The following is a 20,281-nucleotide window of genomic DNA, read 5'->3' on the forward strand; positions in this document are numbered from 1 at the left end:
CAATCCCCATACCACCACCATAAAAACAGAACAGCTTAAATTAATGAAACAGTTACACCGTCTTTTAAAGTACCTGTCGCATTATATTCTTTGCCGTTAATTAAAACTCTCGCATTTATTTTATTAATTTCCTTGCTGCTGTCTCTTTTTCCGGACTTGTCTTTAAGCTTGATGATTACTTTTTTACCTTTAGTTTGCGCAACAAAGTTAAGAAGGCCGTAATCTCCTTTTTTATACTCTAAACCATCATACCCGTCAATATACAGTTGCCCGGCTGCTTTACCATCCTTGTCTAAGCACACTAATAACGTTAGCGTATCAAAAGAGTTTTCATTAGTATTCTGTATCACGTTGCCTAACGGGAGTATGCTGCCGCCTTTTACTTTAATAGTAGCCTGGTACTTATCTTCCAAATCACCATCAATAAGGCTGAATTTTTCCCATATGCCGGCAGGAAGGTTTGGATTTTTAGCAAAAGCAGGGATTACCAAAAGGTTTTCGCCTACAAGAAACACCTGCTCTTCTGCCCTAAGGCGTGCATCTTTAGTGTCGGCAAAAAACACAGGAGCCATAACCGGTAAGCCTGTGGTGCTCGATTTGTAAAAACTTGTATACAAATAAGGCAGCAGGCGGTAACGGCGCTCTAAGGCAATGCGCGACGACACCTCTATTTCAGGGCCGTAAGCCCAGGGCTCCTTATTGTTTGTACCCGCGCAGGCATGGCCCCGGGCAAATGGCATAAATACACCAAAACTAATCCAGTTAGCCCACAACTCGCCACTAGTGTTTCCTAAAAACCCGCCAATATCCGGCCCGTTAAAAGGCTGCCCGGAAAGCCCCAGCGTAATAGACATGGGAACCGAGAGTTTTAAATGTTCCCAACTTGCATAGTTATCTCCTGTCCAGGTGGCGGCATAGCGATGCCCCCCTAATAAATTAGAACGCGTAAGCAAAAACGGCCTTTTGTTAGGGTTTGCTGCGGTTATGCCATTATAAGATGCTTCTACCATTAGCCTGCCGTAGGCGTTATGGTAGAGCAGGTGCGGTCCCTCAGGCAAGTTACCCCCTCCCCTGTGCACATTGTCAGACGGCATGGTACCCAGCCGCTCACTTTCAGGTATATCACTTTCAAAAACAGCGGGTTCGTTTACATCATTCCACACGCCATCTATACCGGTAGCAAGAAAATTTTTGTACAGGCCTGCCCACCACTCCCTCGTTCTGGGCATCGAATAGTCAGGAAAAGCGCAATAGCCCGGCCATACCTGTCCCTGATATTCTTTGCCATTGCTTCTTTTTACCCAAACATCATTTTTTGAACCGGACTGATAAACACTGTAGGTAGTATCGGCCTTTACACCGGGATCTATCATATACACCGCCTTAAACCCTTTGTCATGCAAATAGCTGTTGAGTTTTGTAGGATTGGGAAATCTTTTTTTATCAAAGGTAAATACTTTGTAACCGTCCATATAGTCAATGTCCATCCAGATAACGTCGCACGGCAATTTCTTTGCCCTAAATGTGTCAGCTATCTCCTTTACCCGTGTTTCGCTGTCGTAAGAAAAGCGGCACTGGTGGTACCCCAATGTCCACCTGGCGGGCATTTTCATAGTCCCGGTAAGTTCTGCCAATCCCTTTAAAACCTCCTGTGGAGACGCGCGGTCTATAATAAAAATACGAAATAATGCTCCCTCGGTATTAAATATAATGGCATCAGAATTTGTATGAAGCTCAGCCTTCCAGGATGTATCAAATAATACTCCAAAGGAGGTACCATCCTTTCGTACCCCCATCACCCACGGGTGGCTCTGGTACAGGCGCTTACCACCCTCAACGCTGTAAGCGCCGGTATCCGTATTCCATAACTTGATAGACTGGCCATTTCGCAACAGTGGACCAGTAACCTCCCCCCCACCATATAAGCTTATTTCTCCATTTAAGCTTAAACGGGCGCTTGCCTTATTATTTTCAAACGAAATTTCGGGCACCAGCGTCCATGATGAAGGCATAGTTCCTTTAACTACAGGCTCATTTTCTAAAATAAGCGAAGGCGTTTTATTTTTGTCGAAACCTGTAGGTACAAACATTACTATATTGTCTCCTACCAGTGTTTTACTTTGTATGGTAACCGCTTTTTGGGCAGTTCCGCTCAGCACGGTAACTGCCGTTATAACAAAAGCAATACTGTTTTTAAATTTCATATTTATCACTTTTTATTGGCCAACATACCCGAGCTAATCGTGTATATTGCGCCGTTAAGGTTAAATGGATTCTTTAAAGTTTAAAAGTACCTGGCTGTAACACCAGGTACTTCAAACCCAATTATAAAAAAATAACCCAAATTTTCATTTTGTTTTAACTTCCAGTGTACCGCCTTCAGAAAAAAGTGTGTGCGGAATAAAATACCCATTTACTTTTTTTCCGTTAAGGAATATCTCCTTTAAATTGCGGGTTTTTCCACTGTTTGTAATCGTAAACTTTTTGCCCTGTCCGGTAGTCCATTCTACCTTGTCAAATACAGAAACAGTTACTATGTACTCAGTATCAGCCGGTGACAACGGGTAAAGCCCCAGGGAAGCCCACACATACCATGATGACATTTCGCCTGCATCATCCATACCGCTCATTGCCAGCCCTTCAGGACCTATGCCATACATTGTAGCCAAAACTTCATCAATAATTTTTTGAGATTTTTCGGGCTTACCCACAAAGTGATATGAAAAAGGCGACTCGTGTGCCGGTTGGTTGCCATGGCAGTACTGGCCTATAAAACCGGAAATATTCCAGGCAATGTATTCAGGATTCCACGGTTTGGTAAAAAACGTATCGAGCTTTTGTTCAAAGGGCTTTTCACCCCCGTACAGCTTTACCAGCCCTTCCATATCCTGTGGCACATAAAACGACACATTCCATGCATTTGCCTCACGGTACATATACTCATAATACGGATATTCCGGGTTAAACGGTGTTATCCAGCTGCCATCTTCAAGCCTTCCTCTCATAAAATTTGTCGACTTGTCGAATACATTTGCATAATTTTTTGAGCGTTTAGAAAGATCTTTATAATGCTCTCCATCCTTCATTTCTTTTGCTAATAGTGAAAGTGCATAGTCGTCATAAGCATATTCCAGCGTTTTTGTAACGCCGGCCTTTCCTTTGCTTTCTACGTTCGGATTTTTAATGTCCGGGTCGGATATATAGCCTTTTTTGATATACTCGGCTATAAAAGGGCGCGTTCCCCCCTCTATATAGGCATTATTGATTAAAAGTTCGTAGGCTTTCTTTACATCATAATTCCGTATACCGCGGGCATAAGAACCGGCGATAAAAGACGCCGCGTGGTCTCCGTGGAAAAAAGTTGGCATAAAGCCTTTAATCTCGCCTTTGTTTATCATCGAATTGATCACATCATTAGTTACCTCCGGCGAAAAAATGCTCAGCAGCACCAGCTTGTTCCTGTAATCGTCCCAAAGTGAAGGCAAGGTATAGTACCTGTAATTTTCTTTTCTTGTTTTGCCGGCATCATCCGTAAACTCTCCGTTAACGTCACTCCTCAAGGCAGGCCATAAAAACGACCTGTAAAGCATGCTGTAAAACATTTTATTCTGTGCTTCGGTACCGCCCTGTACTTTAATTTTGTCTAAAAGGGTTTCCCACTCTGAATCGCCCTGCGCTTTAATTTCATCAAAGCTTTTACCGGCGGCTTCAGCCTTAAGGTTTTCGGCAGCGTTTTCAACACTCACAAAAGACAAGCCTATTTTTAAGGTTACCGGGCCCGCGCCATCTTTTACAGACACCAGGGCATAGCCATCGCTTTTACCCGCCTTCACGCTTTCGATATCCTGAATATCAGTGCTTACTGTTGCATAAAAATATACTTTTTCTCCACCTGTCCTTTGGTAGCCGCTAATACCGTCTTTACCCACCTGTTGTATCTGCCAGTCGTTAACATGGTTATTGGCTTTCCCAAGGTCAAAAAGTATCCTGCGCCCTTTATTGTTTTTAAAGGTATATTCGTGTATACCACACCTGAGCGTGGAAGTAAGCCTTACCTGAACATCATAACTTTGAAGGTATACCTGATAGTACGCCGGGCTTGCTTTTTCGTTATCATGGTTAAATTCCGACTTAAACGGATAAGATGCGTCGGCAGGAACCGGAAGTACCGGGATGTGACATAAATTCCAATGCCCTTTATTAGTATGCGTAAAGCTTACTATTTCCTTCATTTCATACTCGTAGCCTGCGCCGGAGCCGTACTTTGTCATGGGGCTGAGCTGTACCATAGCATTAGGCACAGATGAACCCGGAAACACCAACCCTGCCCACACACGCATATCGGCTGGCGGGGTATACCCTATAATTTTAGTATCTAATAGGGGTGCTGTACCTATAAAAGGGTTTACCAGCGTGGTAAGCTTTTTAGTAGTTTGGGCTGCCGCCGGCATCATAATTCCCGCAGAAAGGCATAATCCCATAAGGGCAAAATGTATCCTGCTTTTAAAATAATTCATAATAATAGTATTAAATTTAAGATGCTAACAACAATGGATTTTTTTTATAGGTATTCCACAGCAACTCTCCAAACAGTGTGTTTGTCCACGCAAACCACGCCCTGGTAAAGTTTTTAGCATCGTCTTTATGAAAAGACTCGTGCATAAAGCCAGTATCGCCATGGCTGGCTTTTAGCATTTTTATACAGTCTTTAATCTCATCATTATTATTGCTGGTCATAGCCCTCATTATGATAGCCATCGGCCAAATCATGTCCATACCTACGTGGGGGCCTCCTATGCCTTCGGCAACCTTTCCTTTAAAGAAAAACGGGTTATCGGTAGAAAGTATAAACTTTCTTGTATTCTGGTAAATGGTATCGTTAACATCTATAGCATTAAGGTAAGGCAATGCCAACAGGCTTGGCACATTTGCATCGTCCATTAGCAGGTGGTTACCAAAACCATCTACTTCAAACGCATAGATATCGCCATATTTTTTATGGTTAACAATGCCGTATTTTTTTATCGCTGCATCTACCTCTGCACTTAAGGCTTCCAGTTCTTTTGCGGTAGCTTCATCTTTTTTGATAGTACGCATCATTTCTGCCGCCTGCTTCATGCTCACTACGAGAAAGAAGTTTGACGGTATGAGAAACGAAAACACGGTAGCATCATCACTCGGCCTGAATGCAGAACACACCAGCCCCACCGGGTTTACCGGATAGCCGTAGCCTTTAAGCGGCCTGGTATCTGTTGCAAACTGTGTTGTCCTTTGAAACGAGTACGGGTTTTTTCCTGTTTTTTCCTGCTGGCTTTTAAATACCTGCAAGGTTGTTTTAATGGCTTTTACCCAGTTAGCATCAAATGGAGTGGTGTCGCCAGTATTTTTCCAGTAGTTGTAGGCCAGCCTTATAGGGTAGCAAAGTGAATCTATTTCATATTTACGCTCGTGAACGCCGGGCTTCATATCAGTATGGTCTGTTGACCACTCGCCTTTTTTTTGCGGGTCGTTATAAAATGCATTTGCATATGGGTCTTTTAGCACATACTCTGTTTGCCTGTTTATAACGCCTGCAATAAGGTTTTTAAGTTTTTTATCCTTGCCAGCAAAGGCCATGTAAGGCCATACCTGCGCAGAGCTGTCGCGTAACCACATCGCATCAATATCGCCCGTTATTACATAGGTATCAGGCTTACCGTTTTTATCAGAATAGGTTACTGTGGTATCCAGCGTATTAGGAAAACAGTTATTAAACAGCCAAGCCAGTTCTTTGTCTTTTACATTTTTTTGAAACTCTTCTATGGTCTTTTCAACCAGCATACTTTCAAAATTCCGTTTATTTTTAGGGGTTCTTACCACTGGAAAATCTTTTATCGCCATGCCGGGCGTAGCCGAAAACAATTCTGAAGGATTTATCAGTGTAAGGCTACTTAGTAATGCTGTATTTTCTAAAAACTTTCTTCTTTCCATTATTATTACAAGTTTATGCTTAAGCTATTTTTCGTTTGTGAGTGAGTAGGGTAAATCTTCTATCTTTATTTCCCTGGTGGTATCGGGTGTGTCGGTCATTTTTAAATCAATTACCGCACCATTAGTAAGGTCGTCATGGCTTAGCCAAAGCTTAGTATAGGGTTTACCGTTTAAGGCAGCCGATTTTATATAACGGTTAGCATCGCTGTTATCCGGGGCATTAATGATTACCTGCTTACCATTGTGCAGCTTTAACGTAACCTTTTTAAACAGGGGCGCTCCCATAACATACTGATTTGTTGCCGGGGTAACGGGGTAAAAGCCCATAGCCGAAAAAACATACCATGCCGAGGTTTGCCCGTTATCTTCGTCTCCGCAATAACCGTCGGCACCCGGGTTGTACAGCCTGTTAAGCGATTCCCTTACCCAATATTGCGCCTGCCAGGGTTTGCCTGCGTGGTTATATAGGTAAATCATGTGTTGTATGGGCTGGTTGCCGTGGGCATATTGGCCCATATTTGCAACCTGCATTTCCCTCATTTCATGAATAAAGCCGCCGTTAAAGCTGTTGTTGAACACCGGTGGCATTTTAAACACGCTGTCCAGCTGCCTTGCAAATACTTCCTTACCACCCATAAGGTTGATAAGGCCCTGCACATCATGAAAAACAGACCAAGTGTAATGCCAGCTGTTGCCCTCGGTAAAACCTTCGCCCCAACGTATAGGGTCAAACGGTTCCATAAATTTACCTGACGACATTTTTCCCCTCATCAGGTTATGTTGCGGGTCGAAAATGTTTTTGTAATTAAGGCTGCGTTTTTTATAAAGTTCGATTTCTTTTTTAGGACGTTTGAGCGCTTTTGCAAGCTGATAGATGGCAAAGTCATCATAAGCATACTCTAATGTACGCGCAGCGCTCTCGTTTACCACATCATATGGCACATAGCCCAGCTTGTTGTATTCGTTTACACCTACCCTGCCTACTGCCTTAAGCGGCCCGGCATTGTTTGCGCCATGCAGTACCGCCTCATATAACGTGTTGATATCATAGCCTGCCTTGCCACCAAGCTTAAGGTAAGCATCAGATACTATAGAAGCAGAGTTATTCCCTATCATGATATCCCGTAAACCGGGGCTTGCCCATTCGGGAAGCCAGTCGCTCTCTTTGTAGGCGTTAACCAGCCCTTCCTGCATTTTTGCATTCACTTCAGGATATATAAGGTTAAGCAATGGGAACAATGACCTGAAGGTATCCCAAAAGCCTGTATCTGTATACATATAGCCAGGTAAAACTTTGCCATTATACGGGCTATAGTGTACTGCATTGCCATTCTCATCGTACTCATAAAACATACGCGGAAACAGCAGCGAGCGATACAGGCACGAATAAAAAGTAGTGTTTTGCACAGCAGTGCCCCCTACCGGAACAATCCGACTAAGGTTATCATTCCAGGCGTCTTTCCCTTGCTGTTTTACATTATCAAAGCTTAGTGCTTTAACTTCTTTAAGGTTACGTTCAGCCTGCTCCTGACTGATAAAAGATGACGCTACTATTGCATTAACCTTTTCGCCTGCTTTAGTTTTAAAGCCTATAACAGCGCCGGTATGGTTACCGGTAACTTCGGGCTGGTCGCCCAAATTGTCTCCGTTAAAGGTGGCCGTGGACGTAAAGGGTTTATCAAAAACAATTACAAAGTAATTTTTAAAGTTAGCAGGTACCCCTCCACTATTCTTTGTACTATAGCCTATAATTTTATTTTCACCGGGAATTATTTTTATATATGATCCGTTATCAAACGCATCTATTACCACATACGCCTGGTCTGTTTCAGGAAATGTAAACCTGAAACGGGCGGCCCTTTCGGTAGGTGTAATTTCGGTGGTAACGTTATGCTCTGCCAAGTATACCTTGTAGTAGTAGGGTGTTACTTCTTCCGCTTTATGAGAAAACCAGCTTTGTCTTTCGTCTTCCTTAAACTTTCGGCTACCCGTTATCGGCATGATTGAAAATTGCCCGTAATCATTCATCCATGGTGATGGCTGGTGCGTTTGCTTAAACCCTTTTATCTGGTTAGAGGCATAGGTATAGGCCCAGCCATCGCCCATTTTACCGGTTTGCGGTGTCCAAAAATTCATCCCCCAGGGGCGTGCTATTGCCGGATACACATTGCCATTGCTTAATTCATGCCGGGAGTCGGTACCCATTAACGGGTTTACCCAGTCTACCGGTGTCCTGGCATCGGCAGCCTTTACAAGATCTGCCTGCTGTGCAAATACCGTTGTAACAGGCACCAAGATGAAAAAAAATAACACAATTATTTTTCTCAAAATTATTCGCTTATACTGTTAATAACCTCTTTGTTTACTTTATTTACCCGCTGGAAATCCATTTTATCTACCTTACGGTCGTAGGTCATAAAGCCATTTACTTCGCCTTCAACATCTGTAGTCTGGGTATAAACTGCAGCAGAAAAACCAGCTTTGGCGAGTTTTTTAAGTTCTTCGGCATATTTTACATAAAGGTCGGTAGTCTCGGTAGTATTTTTAAATTGGGTATACCCCCAGTTTCGGTCAGTTTGCCATAGGTGACCTTCTACCGGAAGGCCTATTCCGCCATATTCGCCCAGCACCGTTACGCGCCTTGCGTCATATAATGGCATTTTTGGGTCCGGATAGTGGTGTATGTCCAGTATATCAGCGGTTTGAAAATGGTTGCCCCCGCTTGCTGAGTTTACAAGCCGGGTAGGGTCATAATTTTTTGTCCACTCCGCTATTTCAACTGTTTTAAACTGTCCCCATGCCTCATTAAACGGTACCCATACCGCAATACATGGATACGGATACAGGTTGTCTAAAATTTCTTTCCACTCCTTTCTGTAAATCGCTTCAGATTCCGCGGTTCTTTTAAGCTCGTTACCATCAAAATACTTGTGCATTTGCCATATAGGGTTGTCATCGCCACTTGGCATATCCTGCCATACCAGTATACCCATCCTGTCGCAATGGGTGTACCAGCGTTGCGGCTCTACTTTAACGTGCTTGCGTATCATGTTAAAACCTAATTCTTTAGTTTTAACAATATCGTATTTCAGGGCTTCGTCAGACGGAGCAGTGTACAGGCCATCGGGCCACCAGCCCTGGTCTAACGGGCCAAAATGAAAATAATCTTTGTTGTTAAGCTGCATCCTTACAATGCCCTGCTCATCTCTTTTTGTAGAAATTTTGCGCATTGCAAAATAACTTTTAACCTCATCTACCGCTTTTCCTGATGAAAGCAGCTTAACTTTTATATCATACAAGTATGGGCTTTCCGGTGACCATAGTTTTGGATTTTTCAGCACAATGTCTACTGCCTGGCCGGCTACAGCCTTACCCGACGCAACAGGCTTGTTGTCCTGCATTACGGTTACTTCTATGACATCTCCGGCAGATGTACCTTCTGTTTGCGTTGCAATACTTATTGTGTTACGGTCAATGTCGGCCGTTGGCCTTACAGCCTTAATATATTTTTTGTTTACGGGTTCCAGCCACACAGTTTGCCAGATGCCTGTAACAGGTGTGTACCATATGCCTTCAGGTTTTTTTACCTGCTTGCCTCTTGGCTGCGGGCCGTCATTAGTTGGATCCCATACTTTAACTACCAGCTTTTGGTTTTTGCCTGTAATAAATGAGGTAATGTTGAATGAAAATGGCGAATACCCACCAGAGTGCGAACCCACCTTTACATCGTTTATATATACATCTGCTTTCCAGTCTACCGCTCCAAAATGGAGCATGATGTCTTTTCCTTTCCAGGTATTATCTACGGTAAAGTTAGTTTCATACCACAGCTCGTTTGCAGCGCCTACCTCTTTCATAACCCCTGAGAGGCTTGACTCTGCCGCAAAAGGCACAAGTATCTTACCGTCATATTTTAAGGGTGTGGCCAGGCCGACTTCCTGTATAGCATAATTCCACAATCCGTTAAGGTTTTTCCACTGGCTGCGTTCCATCACAGGGCGGGGATATTCCGGCAGAACATTATTAACGTTAACAGACTCGGCCCACTTAGTCTTTATCTTATCGCCTGCGGGCTCATATTGTGCATAACTTATTGTGCTGATTAACAATAACAATATTGCAACTTTATTCTTCATTGAAAATGATTTAAAATAAAAACACCCGGTAATCGTATGAGCAGATTACCGGGTTATAAAATTATAAATGTCCTGCTTCGTCCAGCATCGCGGCTGCCTCTATAAGCATAACGCCACTGATTTGAGTAGAAAGATCTACATTGCCAGAAGGAGCATTTCGCCAGTTGGGGCCAAACAGCATCGCCGGCCTTAAAATACCCCTGTTGTATGCAGTGGTGGCATTAAACCTGAAAAAGTTTACAAACGCCTGCTTATCGGTAGAGTTGATGTTAGGCTCCATGATAAGTTGTGTAAAGTATCTTACAAGAATACCTTTAAACAAACCTCCATCGCCCTGGCCTTCATCCTTAAGTATGCCATCGGTTGTAAGCTGCGGGCTGGTAATAAGCGTGCGTGCAGCTTTAACGGCTTCGTTAAGGTAACCTGCCTGCCCGGTAGCCTCGTACATCATATGGTTTAAGCCTATCCATGTGCCCATATTATAGGTAAATACCCAACTTGAATTAACCACTTCTACACCGTTTTGTATTGAGATGTTATCCCACACTATACCGCTTATAGGGTCTACCAAGGTATTTTTTTGCCAGTCATAAATTTTTTGAGCCCACTCAAGGTCTTCGGGGTTTCCGTCTATTTCATACAGTTGCAGCGCTATAATTGCCGCAGGCGCGTTAGATACCGCATTTTTTTGGTATGGAGTATCCTGTTTCCAGGTAATGCCACCACCAAAAACGTCATCGCTCCAGCTTTGCTTGATAATGGTCCAAAGCTCTTGTGCCACATCTTTATACTGCTGATCGTTTGTAGCGCTATAAGCACGCAGGCAGGCATTGGCAAGCCATATCATATCATCGTTAAAAACATTATTGTAGGTATTGTTGTTCTTTATTTTAATACCTTCTAACAAAGCCTTCATTTTAGGCAGGTAATTTTCGTCGCCGGTACGGGTGTAACCGTCATACAATACATCAAGCATGTGTGCGTTTCTCCAGTAGTGAAATGCAGGGTTACCCGAATTATTCTCGGTAAACGTACCGTTAGACCCTAGGAATGTGTTGTATGTGGCCTGCTGTAAAGAATCTGCAGTTTCTGACCATGTGTACACTTTTTCATTTCCTTCCGAAAAATCAGGATTTGTTAAAGGTATTGGGTCATCAGAACATGATACCGCTATTAACAGGCCCGCGCCTGCCAGTAAAGTACTTTTTATTGCTGAAATTGTTTTCATAGCTATCTGTTTAAAAAGAAACATGCCTGAGGGAATCAACCCAAACCCAAACCCCAAAGGCATGTTATCATTAATTATAAAATTGTAAAACTGTGCGTGTAGGCCTGAGAGTCTCCGCTAAAGTCAATCATGGCGTTTACATTGCTGTAATCAACATCCGAAGCAAACTTAAAGGTGTTGTTCCATTGGTCGCTTGTCACTGGCACCATGTACCAGTACGATTCAGGAGAATCTGCGTCTGGCCTGTTGTTATCTACATTTACACTGCCAAACCATTCATCGCTGCTAGTGCTGCCGTCTGACATAGTGAACTTGAATTTGTAACGCTCATCCCTACCCCATGATTCCTGTTTGAATTCTATATATTTGTTCAACGCCTCCCACGTGCCGTGGCCCGCGTAAGTATAGTCAAATAAATATTCAGCGTTTGGTGCAAACCATAACTGAACATTTTGCACTTCGGTAATGTTTGTAGAACCATCGCTAAAATCTACCCTTATCCTGTATACTTTATCACCATCACTGTAGGCAGTAGTGCCATCCTGCTTAAGTTTACCGGTATTGTCTATATAATACTCTTCAGGCGTGCCCGATATGCGGGTAATAAATTTATAGTCTCCGGCAGAAAGTTTAGTATAAATTTCAAAAGTACTCGCACCTGTTTTTTTAAACGGTAAGGCCATCGCTGTATTTTCTCCCTCTTCAGATGCAGTGCCTGTAATATACAATTGGTCTGGCGTAGGGAATCCTCCCGGGCGTTGCAGCTCTATAGTATGTGAAACCGCCGCCATCATAAAGTTAAGACCTTTAGACGAGCGCACCGTCCAGATAAGTTTGCCTACATTTTCAGGCTCTATACCGGCCATACCTGCTATTGCGTTTAACCTTGTAAAGCTAAGGTTTAAGCTTTTTTGAAACCCGTTGCCATCGGCAGGTACCACATATACCGGGTTAGAGAAATCTCCGCCCTCGCGGTCAAATACTACATCATACAACACTACACCATTATCTTCGGCCTTAGCGCCCTCCCACTCAAACAAAGCCGAGCCCGGCGCACTAAGATCATAAAATCTGTTGTCTTCGGGCAGGTATAATGCCTGCACGGCAGATACCTTAGTGTGGCTTACTCGGTCATCATCAGAGCAGCTTATGGCAACAACTGCCATAAATAGAAACAATAATTTTGAATATATAGTTTTCATAAGATTTATTTTAATTTTTAAATAGATTACCAGCCGGGGTTTTGTGTTAAGTTACTATTTACCAAGCGCTCGTCACGCGGTATAGGCCACAGGTAGTGCTTACCCGGATCAAATCTGCGCAGGTTAGCCCTTATGTATCCGTCATCCTGAGATGGCAGGCCAAACTGTGCGCCATGCGCCCATCCGTTAAGCACGTCTTCGGCAATTTCCCACCTCCTGATATCAAATATCCTTAGGCCTTCCATAGCAAATTCTGTACGGCGCTCATTACGTATTGTTTCGCGTATTTCGGCCTGAGATAAAGCGGTATCAAACGAAAGTGCCGCGTTGTCTGTAAAGCCCGCACGCATTCTTATGGGCCTGATAGTATTGTCCCACACCCCTGCATCAAACTGGCCTAACTCGTGCTTGGCTTCAGCATGCATTAAAAGCACATCTGCATAGCGTATTAGCATAAGGTTAAGACCTGACTGAAGCGATGTAAGGTGTTGCGGGTCGAAATATTTACGGGTGTAATACGCCGTTGGCGAAGCCGACGAACCCTGTACATACTCATCCGGAGTGCCCGACCCCGGCGCTATAAGTATGGTAGATACACTTCCGTCAGGGTTTGTCCACTGATAGTTATGGTATACTACAGTGGCTGTAAGCCTTGGGTCCCTGTTTGTATACGGGTTATCTTCGTTATAGCCTGAATCAGCTTCATCAATAGCCTGCCCGTTAAGCATCAGATAGCTATCTACCAGTTCCTGTGTAGGTGCAAGGGAATTAAGCCTCGCGCCTACAGATATAGGCGCCATATCAAAAAACTCGCCCCACATCCTAAACTGCGGTACATATTGTATACTCAACATATCCTCGCTGCTGTACTCGTTTTGAGGTAGGAAAACACCCTCGTAAGAAGGGAACAGGCTGTAGTTACCAAACGCACCATTCATAAGTTGCTCAGTAATATCTGCCACTTCCTGCCATCTGCCTTCGTATAGCAACACACGTGCCTTTAGCGCCATGGCAGCCCCGGAGGTTATCCTGCCTTTATCGGCAGCGGCATACTCTGCATTGGTTGGTAAAACGGCAGCAGCGGCATCAAGTTCGTTCAATATAAACTCTACTACTTCGGCGTGTGGTGTCCTGGTAATGTTAAGTGCCTCTTCCAACGACGGATCGCTTGACACAAGCGGTACATCGCCAAACCATGTGGTAAGTTGAAAATGTTGGAATGCCCTTAAAAAACGGGCTTCTCCCTTCATCCTTTCTATAAGCGCAACATCGGCATCCTGGATGCGGTCTATATTTTCAAGTAAAATGTTACATGTTTTTATACCGGCATACCTGCTGCCCCATTCATCTTTAAAACGGGGTAAAGAAGGATCATACGTACCTGCCGCTATAGAGGCTGCGCCTGCTATATCTCCACGGCCGTTAAACGCATTGTCTGACAACGCTTCGTTATAAAAGAAGTAATTGCTGTTTTGCATTTGAGAATAAGCAGTATTTAATACTGTTTGTGCACGGCTTACGCTTGTCCAGTAATTAACATCGGTAAACACATTTTCCGGCGCAAGGTCCAGTTCTTCGCAGCTTGCCGCAAACAGCAGCAGACCCAGCGAAACAATCTTTACATAGTTTTTTATTATTCTTTTCATTTTCATTTTTTTTAGAACATAACGTCAAGACCAAGGCCATAATACTTTAATGAGGGATAAGCCCTGCCACTGTTTCCTCCTGAGGGGGTCATACTATTGTTAAACTCAGACAGTTCAGGGTCTACAAACTTAACTTTAGATACTGTTAGCAGGTTTTGCCCTGATACATACATCCTCAAGCCGGCAATGTCTAAACTCTCCAGTAATTTTTTAGGTAATGAATACCCCAACTGAATGTTTTTTAAACGGGCATAAGCACCGTTGTATAAATACATATCTGACCCCCTCCTGAAATTGTTAGTGTTAGACTGTGTACCATTATTTGCCAGGCGCGGATATGCCGCATCAGGGTTTTGTGGTGTCCAGAAATCAAGCTGGTGGGTATACATGGTCATACCATAATTGTAGTGAAACGGTTCTACGAGCTCTCCTCTAATCATCATAGTACGCTTACCTACGCCCTGTATAAATATACTCAGGTCGAAGTTTTTAAACCCTAAATTATAAGTGGCACCAAACGTGTACCTTGGAAACGGGTTACCGAATATGAACTTGTCCGCATCGTTAATAACTCCATCCTTGTTAAGATCTACATACCTATTATCTCCGGGAGAAACGCTTATACCTTCCGGTACGGCAGCCCCCTGAATTTCTTCCCAGCTGTTAAAATAGCCATCTCTTTTTAACCCTACATACGAGTTAAACGGAAGACCTTCGCGCAGTATCACCTGAAGCTCTTCAACACTGGTTAAACGTTCCTGCCCATTGTTAAAGTCAAGAACTTCGTTTCTGGCATCGCCCAGCGTTAACGTAAGGCTGTGATTAAACAGCTTACCGTTGTGCCTGTAAGTGGCAGTTACTTCCCATCCTTTGCTTCCTACTTTACCCGCGTTAAAATCTGGTAAACCTGTGCCAAAAACACCCGGAACCTGAGGTGGTATAAGTATATCTGATGTTGTTTTGTTAAAATAATCGGCTGTTAAAGAAAGTGCACCGTTAAAAAAATCGGCGTCAAGGCCCACGTTAAACGTGGCGGCTTTTTCCCACTGCAAATCCTGGTTTGCAAAATTGTAGCCGGTACCGCTTACACCTTCATTGTTAAAGCCGTAAGCATTTTGAAACGTAAAGAACGTGGTTTGGTACTGAAAGTTACCAACGTTCTGGTTACCCAAAACACCGTAAGAGGCCCTTAATTTTATATTCCCCACTTTATTCCAATACGACTGCATAAAGTCTTCGCGGGCTATATTATATCCAAGTGTAGCCGATGGGAAGAAACCCCAACGAATTTCTTTGCGGAATTTTGAAGAACCATCGTACCTGAAGCTAAACTCTCCAAAATATTTGTCATCAAAGTCATAAGATACACGCCCAAACAGTGAGTTTAGACTGTTTTTTGATGAACTGTCGTTTGAGTTATAAGAGTTCTCGGCAATAACGGTTTCACTTACCGGTGTACCCAGATCCGGGTCGGTAAATTGCTTAAATATACCAATACCCCTGTCAGAGTGATTTTCGTTAGAATAGCCTATCAACGCACCTACGGTGTGCTTGTCTGCAAAAACTTTGTCAAACTGCAGTAGAAACTGGGTGTTAAGGTCAAGACTCTTGCGGGTTTCGTCGTTAGTATTCCTGTCGGCGCCATAAATACCCTGCGGCAAAAACCTTACTTCTTTAACCCTGGCAAATTGTGAATTATTCCACACACGGCCGCCAAATACGGTTTTAAACTTTAAATAATCGGCAATTTTAAATTCAGCATTAAGAGACCCAAAAACATCATCATTATCATACTTCCTAAAGCCTCCTTTTTCGAGTATACCCAGCGAGTTAAACTGCTGAAGTACATCATTGGTTAGGTAATTCCCGTCTGCATCAACCTGGTCGTAGTATAACGGAACCCTAAAGGCATCAACCATAAGCGTACCTGTGCTTGATGAGTGGTCAGTAATTTTTTGCTTAGAATAGGTTAGTATAGAGGTTAGTTTAAACCTCCCATACTCATTTGTAAGGTTTACCCTATAGTTATAGCGCTCCATACCTTTTGACGGGCCTACAAAATTGCTGCGCTGGTTAAGGTATCCTAAAGACACTAAATACGTAGAATTTGCACTACCGCCAGATACCGTAATATTATGATTTTGCTGTAGTGCGGGCTGCACAATTTCTTCAGCAAACCATTCAGAATCGCCTTTAGCCTTAAAGGCTGCAATTTGGTCTGCAGTAAAAACAGCATTGCTTTCGCCTGAGTTAAAAGCAGCTTCATTGCGTAGCATGGCATTTTCATATCCGTGCACCGGCTTTGTAAAATAATATGGTACGTTATAACCCGTAAGTGTGTTTAATTGTACGGTTAAAGGTGTTTCTTTACTACCTTTTTTCGTAGTTATCAGCACTACACCATTACTAGCTCTGGATCCGTAGATAGCAGCACTACCAGCATCTTTTAAAACAGATACACTCTCTATATCTGCAGGGTTTAGCGCATTGATATCGCCACCTACAATACCGTCTATAACAATAAGCGGACTGTTATTACCCAAGGTACTAATACCCCTTATATTAATATTTAAACCCGCACCCGGCTCAGAGTTTGTTTGCTGGATGGTAAGGCTGGGCGATTTACCCTGAAGCGCCTGGGTGGTATTAACAACCGCCCTACCTTTAAAGTCTTCGTCTCTCACTTGGTCTATCGCACCAATAACTTTAGTACGCTTTTGCGTACCGTAACCTACAACCACCACTTCTTCAAGGCTGGTAGCGCTGTTTTCCATTACCACGTTAATAGGTGTGCCATTGCCGGCTTTTCGCTCTATAGTTGTCATACCTATATAAGAGAAGACTAATACAGACTCAGAAGACCCCACCCTTATAGTGAAATTACCATCTAAATCTGACACGGCAGAATTAGTAGTGCCTTTTTCTAAAATCGATACGCCCGGAAGGGTTTCGCCGGAGGTGTCTTTAATAATACCGGTAACAATTACCGGCTCCTGAAAATAAGCAAATGCATTACCTGAGTTGAGAAGTAACAACAACAAGAAAATGAAACCCGGCCTTAGCAGCAAGCAACGAAACTCGCTAACATTGCTTCCCGGCGGGACAGCTCGTAGAATAAATTTTAAGTTCATTTAAGTTAGTATTAGTTAAGTTACATAGTTTGGGTTGTTATCAAAAAACAAATTTACTAAATCGATTTAGTAAAAAAAATGTTTTTTTTATAATAATAAAATAAATGTTAATTAATATGTATAAAATCAAAAATTAACAAAAATATTATTTAATATTCAAAGAAATATGGAGAATAGAAAAATAAAAAGAAGTTTTTTTTATAATAACAAGAAAAAAAACTGGCTAAAAAATTCAATCGTTGTAGTTATGTTCATTCTTATCCACTGAAATGGAAGAATTCCTGACTAAAAGTTCAGCATCAAGAACAATTTTTTTGGGCAAAAGCACTTCATCTTTAGAATTAAGCAGATGCAGCATAAGTTTCATGAGTTGATTGGCCATTTCCCAAAGCGGCTGAGATACCGCAGTAATTGTAGGAGTAAGTACACTAAAAAAATCGTTATCATCAAAAGTTACCATACCAAGCTTTTCGGTTAGCTCTGGCGCATTTTCCTTAAAGGCTTCAAGCGCCTTAAGAGTAAGATAATTTGTGGCAAAAAACAGAGCGTCTTTATGTTGGCTATTTTTTAAAAAATTTAATATAAGCACTTTGCTTTCTTCAGTATGGGTGTCTTTAAAAGGAATAAAAAGTACCTGTGGCACTAAGCCGTACTCCTGTAAGGCCTCCTTATACCCATCCAGCCTTGCAATCATTTGTGTTTGTTGGGTATCTGTAGTAATAAATAGAATATTTTTATAGCCATTTTTAATTAAATGCATGGTTGCTTCATATGATGCTTCCTTATTATTAATGACCACAATATTACACTCTAGATTCTCAAAATACCTGTCTAAAAGTATAACTGGTATATTTTCATTAACAAGTTTTTTGATTACAGGTGACAGACCCGGAGATGGAACAATTATAAATCCGTCAACTTGTCTTAAGCTAAAAAGGTTTATAAGCTCAATAGATTTGTTATCATCATTTTCATTACTACAAAAAATAACCTTATATCCTTTTTTATAGGCTATATCTTCAATTACCCTGGCAAGTCTGGAAAAGAAACTATTTGAAATGTCTTCTACCATAAAAACCAAAATATTAGAGCGTCCTGTCCTTAAGCTCTTAGCGAGCTGGTTAGGCTGATAATTTATTTCTGCCACATAATCCAGCACCTTTTTTGTGAGTTTAGCAGAAATATGCTTTTCCTCTGCCTTGCCATTAAGAATAAAAGATACGGTGGTTGAAGAAGTATTGAGTGCTTCGGCAATAGATTTTAAGGAAACTCGTTTCTTTTTCATTATATGGTTAATATTATAGAAATTTTAGCGGGCATAAACCGTCAGGGTTTATAAGCCTGTAACGCTATCTTGTTAATTAGTAGTGGTGCATATAAAATATGCTTTAATAATAAATAAGGTTGTCTGCAAATATACCAACTCATTTTACATATTAAACTAAAAATAACCACAGATGGTATAAAATACCTCAGGCCATAAAAAACCATAAGGGTACTTTTATCCTGTAAAATGGCGGGCATAGAAGCCTGTCTGTCATCTATAAAGCAAAAAGCAGGACAAAAATTGCCCTGCTTATCTTTTTATCTATTTTCTATAACATTCCTGCTCATATTGAACAGAATGACTCAATTGCAATTATCTAAATTAAAACATGATAAAATTTTAGTCTAAATGGGATTAGCGTAATTCTGACTTAAATATCCAATACACTTTGAGCCTTCATTTCCGTAATAATAAGATGGCATGTTTACGCATCTATATATGCTTTAAAACTATTACTTTACACACTTACCTCACTAAAATTATTTTTTAGCTTAAACGATGTATACAATAAATAAAGGCCGCAAAATAATATAACGGCCACTGCGCCTTGTAGTGACCCCGCAACATCAGTAGCAAAACCCATAAGTGGTGGTAAAAGGGCACCACCTGCAACACCGGTTATCATAAGCCCCGATATTTCGTTAACCAGTAACGGCCTTGATTTTATGGCCAGTGTATATATTACAGCAAAAATACTGGAAGAGCCTACCGCGGTAACACACACAAAAAATAAAATTAATTCCTGCTGTTTTACAAATAGTAAGATGGCTAACGACAGTACTACCACAAGCATATTTACTTTAAAGAATATAATTTCAGAAACTTTGCGCAGTAACAAAACCCCCAGTACAGTACCTATAGTGCGGGCTGCAAAATAGTAGCTGGAGCCATAAGTGGCAGCTTCTACCGCAAGTCCTGCCCTTTCGATAAGCAATTTTGGCGTTACAGTATTCATGCCCACATCAAGGCCCACTATGCATAATATGCCACCAAAAGCTAATAGTGTATTGTTATCCTTAAGCAAACTAAATGTTTTGCCCATGTTGGCAGTTTTATTGCTTTTAGCTCCCTCATTTATCTTAGTTGCCAGCAACCACAACATAGATAGCAGCGTAACTGCGGTATACACATAAAAGCTTTTTTCCCAAGAGCCATACTTAAGCGAAAAATAACCTACAATAAGTGGGCCCGTAAATGATGATATGGCTTTTACAAACTGGCCAAGGGTAATAAAGCTAGTTAACTGCCTGCCTGAAACCACATTAGTAAGTAACGGGTTAAGAGCTACCTGCAATATAGTGTTACCTATGCCCAACAACACAAATGTTATATAACACGTAACTTCTGTAAACTGTATAATAGGTATAAGCGTAGCGATAAGCGTTATAAGCAAACCGGCCAATACCATTTTCTTCCTCCCTATCGAATCCATTGCCATTGCTACGGGAATAGAAAGTATAAAGAACCATAAAAAAACCATTGAAGGTAAAAAACCGGCCTGGGTTTCACTCCAGTTAAATTGCAGCTGGGCATAAGTAACCGATATACCTACCAAATCACAAAAGCCCATGATAAAGAAGCCAAATAATATTGGAAAAAGCGCTGAAGAATATTGTTTTTTTTGCATAATTAAATGGACTA

General features: G+C 42.0%; 11 protein-coding genes. All 11 read right to left on the minus strand.

Features of this window, described 5'->3' with window-relative positions:
• Positions 1–35: 35 nt before the first annotated feature.
• Positions 36–2,204 (minus strand): TIM-barrel domain-containing protein, encoded by a 2,169-nt coding sequence (locus ABS766_RS08890; RefSeq protein ID WP_408084785.1) that lies wholly within the window; start codon positions 2,202–2,204, stop codon positions 36–38.
• Between the two features lie 144 nt (positions 2,205–2,348).
• Positions 2,349–4,517 (minus strand): GH92 family glycosyl hydrolase, encoded by a 2,169-nt coding sequence (locus tag ABS766_RS08895; protein WP_408084786.1) that lies wholly within the window; start codon positions 4,515–4,517, stop codon positions 2,349–2,351.
• 16 nt (positions 4,518–4,533) lie between these two features.
• Positions 4,534–5,970 carry a glycoside hydrolase family 125 protein gene (locus ABS766_RS08900; protein ID WP_408084787.1) on the minus strand — a complete coding sequence of 479 codons (1,437 nt, stop codon included), beginning with the start codon at positions 5,968–5,970 and terminating at the stop codon, positions 4,534–4,536.
• A gap of 24 nt (positions 5,971–5,994) precedes the next feature.
• Positions 5,995–8,298 (minus strand): GH92 family glycosyl hydrolase, encoded by a 2,304-nt coding sequence (locus ABS766_RS08905; RefSeq protein WP_408084788.1) that lies wholly within the window; start codon positions 8,296–8,298, stop codon positions 5,995–5,997.
• A 2-nt stretch (positions 8,299–8,300) separates the two neighbouring features.
• On the minus strand, positions 8,301–10,106 hold the full coding sequence (locus tag ABS766_RS08910; RefSeq protein ID WP_408084789.1) for a glycoside hydrolase family 2 protein: 1,806 nt from the start codon (positions 10,104–10,106) through the stop codon (positions 8,301–8,303).
• A 61-nt stretch (positions 10,107–10,167) separates the two neighbouring features.
• On the minus strand, positions 10,168–11,334 hold the full coding sequence (locus ABS766_RS08915; protein ID WP_408084791.1) for a glycoside hydrolase family 76 protein: 1,167 nt from the start codon (positions 11,332–11,334) through the stop codon (positions 10,168–10,170).
• A 74-nt stretch (positions 11,335–11,408) separates the two neighbouring features.
• The gene (locus ABS766_RS08920; protein ID WP_408084792.1) at positions 11,409–12,536 is read right to left on the minus strand and encodes a SusE domain-containing protein; all 1,128 of its coding nucleotides are present in this window, start codon (positions 12,534–12,536) and stop codon (positions 11,409–11,411) included.
• Between the two features lie 26 nt (positions 12,537–12,562).
• On the minus strand, positions 12,563–14,182 hold the full coding sequence (locus ABS766_RS08925; protein ID WP_408084793.1) for a RagB/SusD family nutrient uptake outer membrane protein: 1,620 nt from the start codon (positions 14,180–14,182) through the stop codon (positions 12,563–12,565).
• Positions 14,183–14,193: 11 nt separating this feature from the next.
• A complete protein-coding gene (locus ABS766_RS08930) occupies positions 14,194–17,217 on the minus strand; it encodes a SusC/RagA family TonB-linked outer membrane protein (RefSeq protein WP_408084794.1) in 3,024 nt (1,007 codons plus the stop codon).
• Positions 17,218–17,545: 328 nt separating this feature from the next.
• Complete coding sequence (locus tag ABS766_RS08935) at positions 17,546–18,598, minus strand: LacI family DNA-binding transcriptional regulator (protein WP_408084795.1); 1,053 nt, start codon at positions 18,596–18,598, stop codon at positions 17,546–17,548.
• Between the two features lie 499 nt (positions 18,599–19,097).
• Positions 19,098–20,267 carry an MFS transporter gene (locus ABS766_RS08940; RefSeq protein WP_408084796.1) on the minus strand — a complete coding sequence of 390 codons (1,170 nt, stop codon included), beginning with the start codon at positions 20,265–20,267 and terminating at the stop codon, positions 19,098–19,100.
• Positions 20,268–20,281 lie beyond the last annotated feature (14 nt).

It is taken from the genome of Flavobacterium rhizosphaerae (assembly GCF_046000445.1).
GTDB lineage: Bacteria > Bacteroidota > Bacteroidia > Flavobacteriales > Flavobacteriaceae > Flavobacterium > Flavobacterium rhizosphaerae.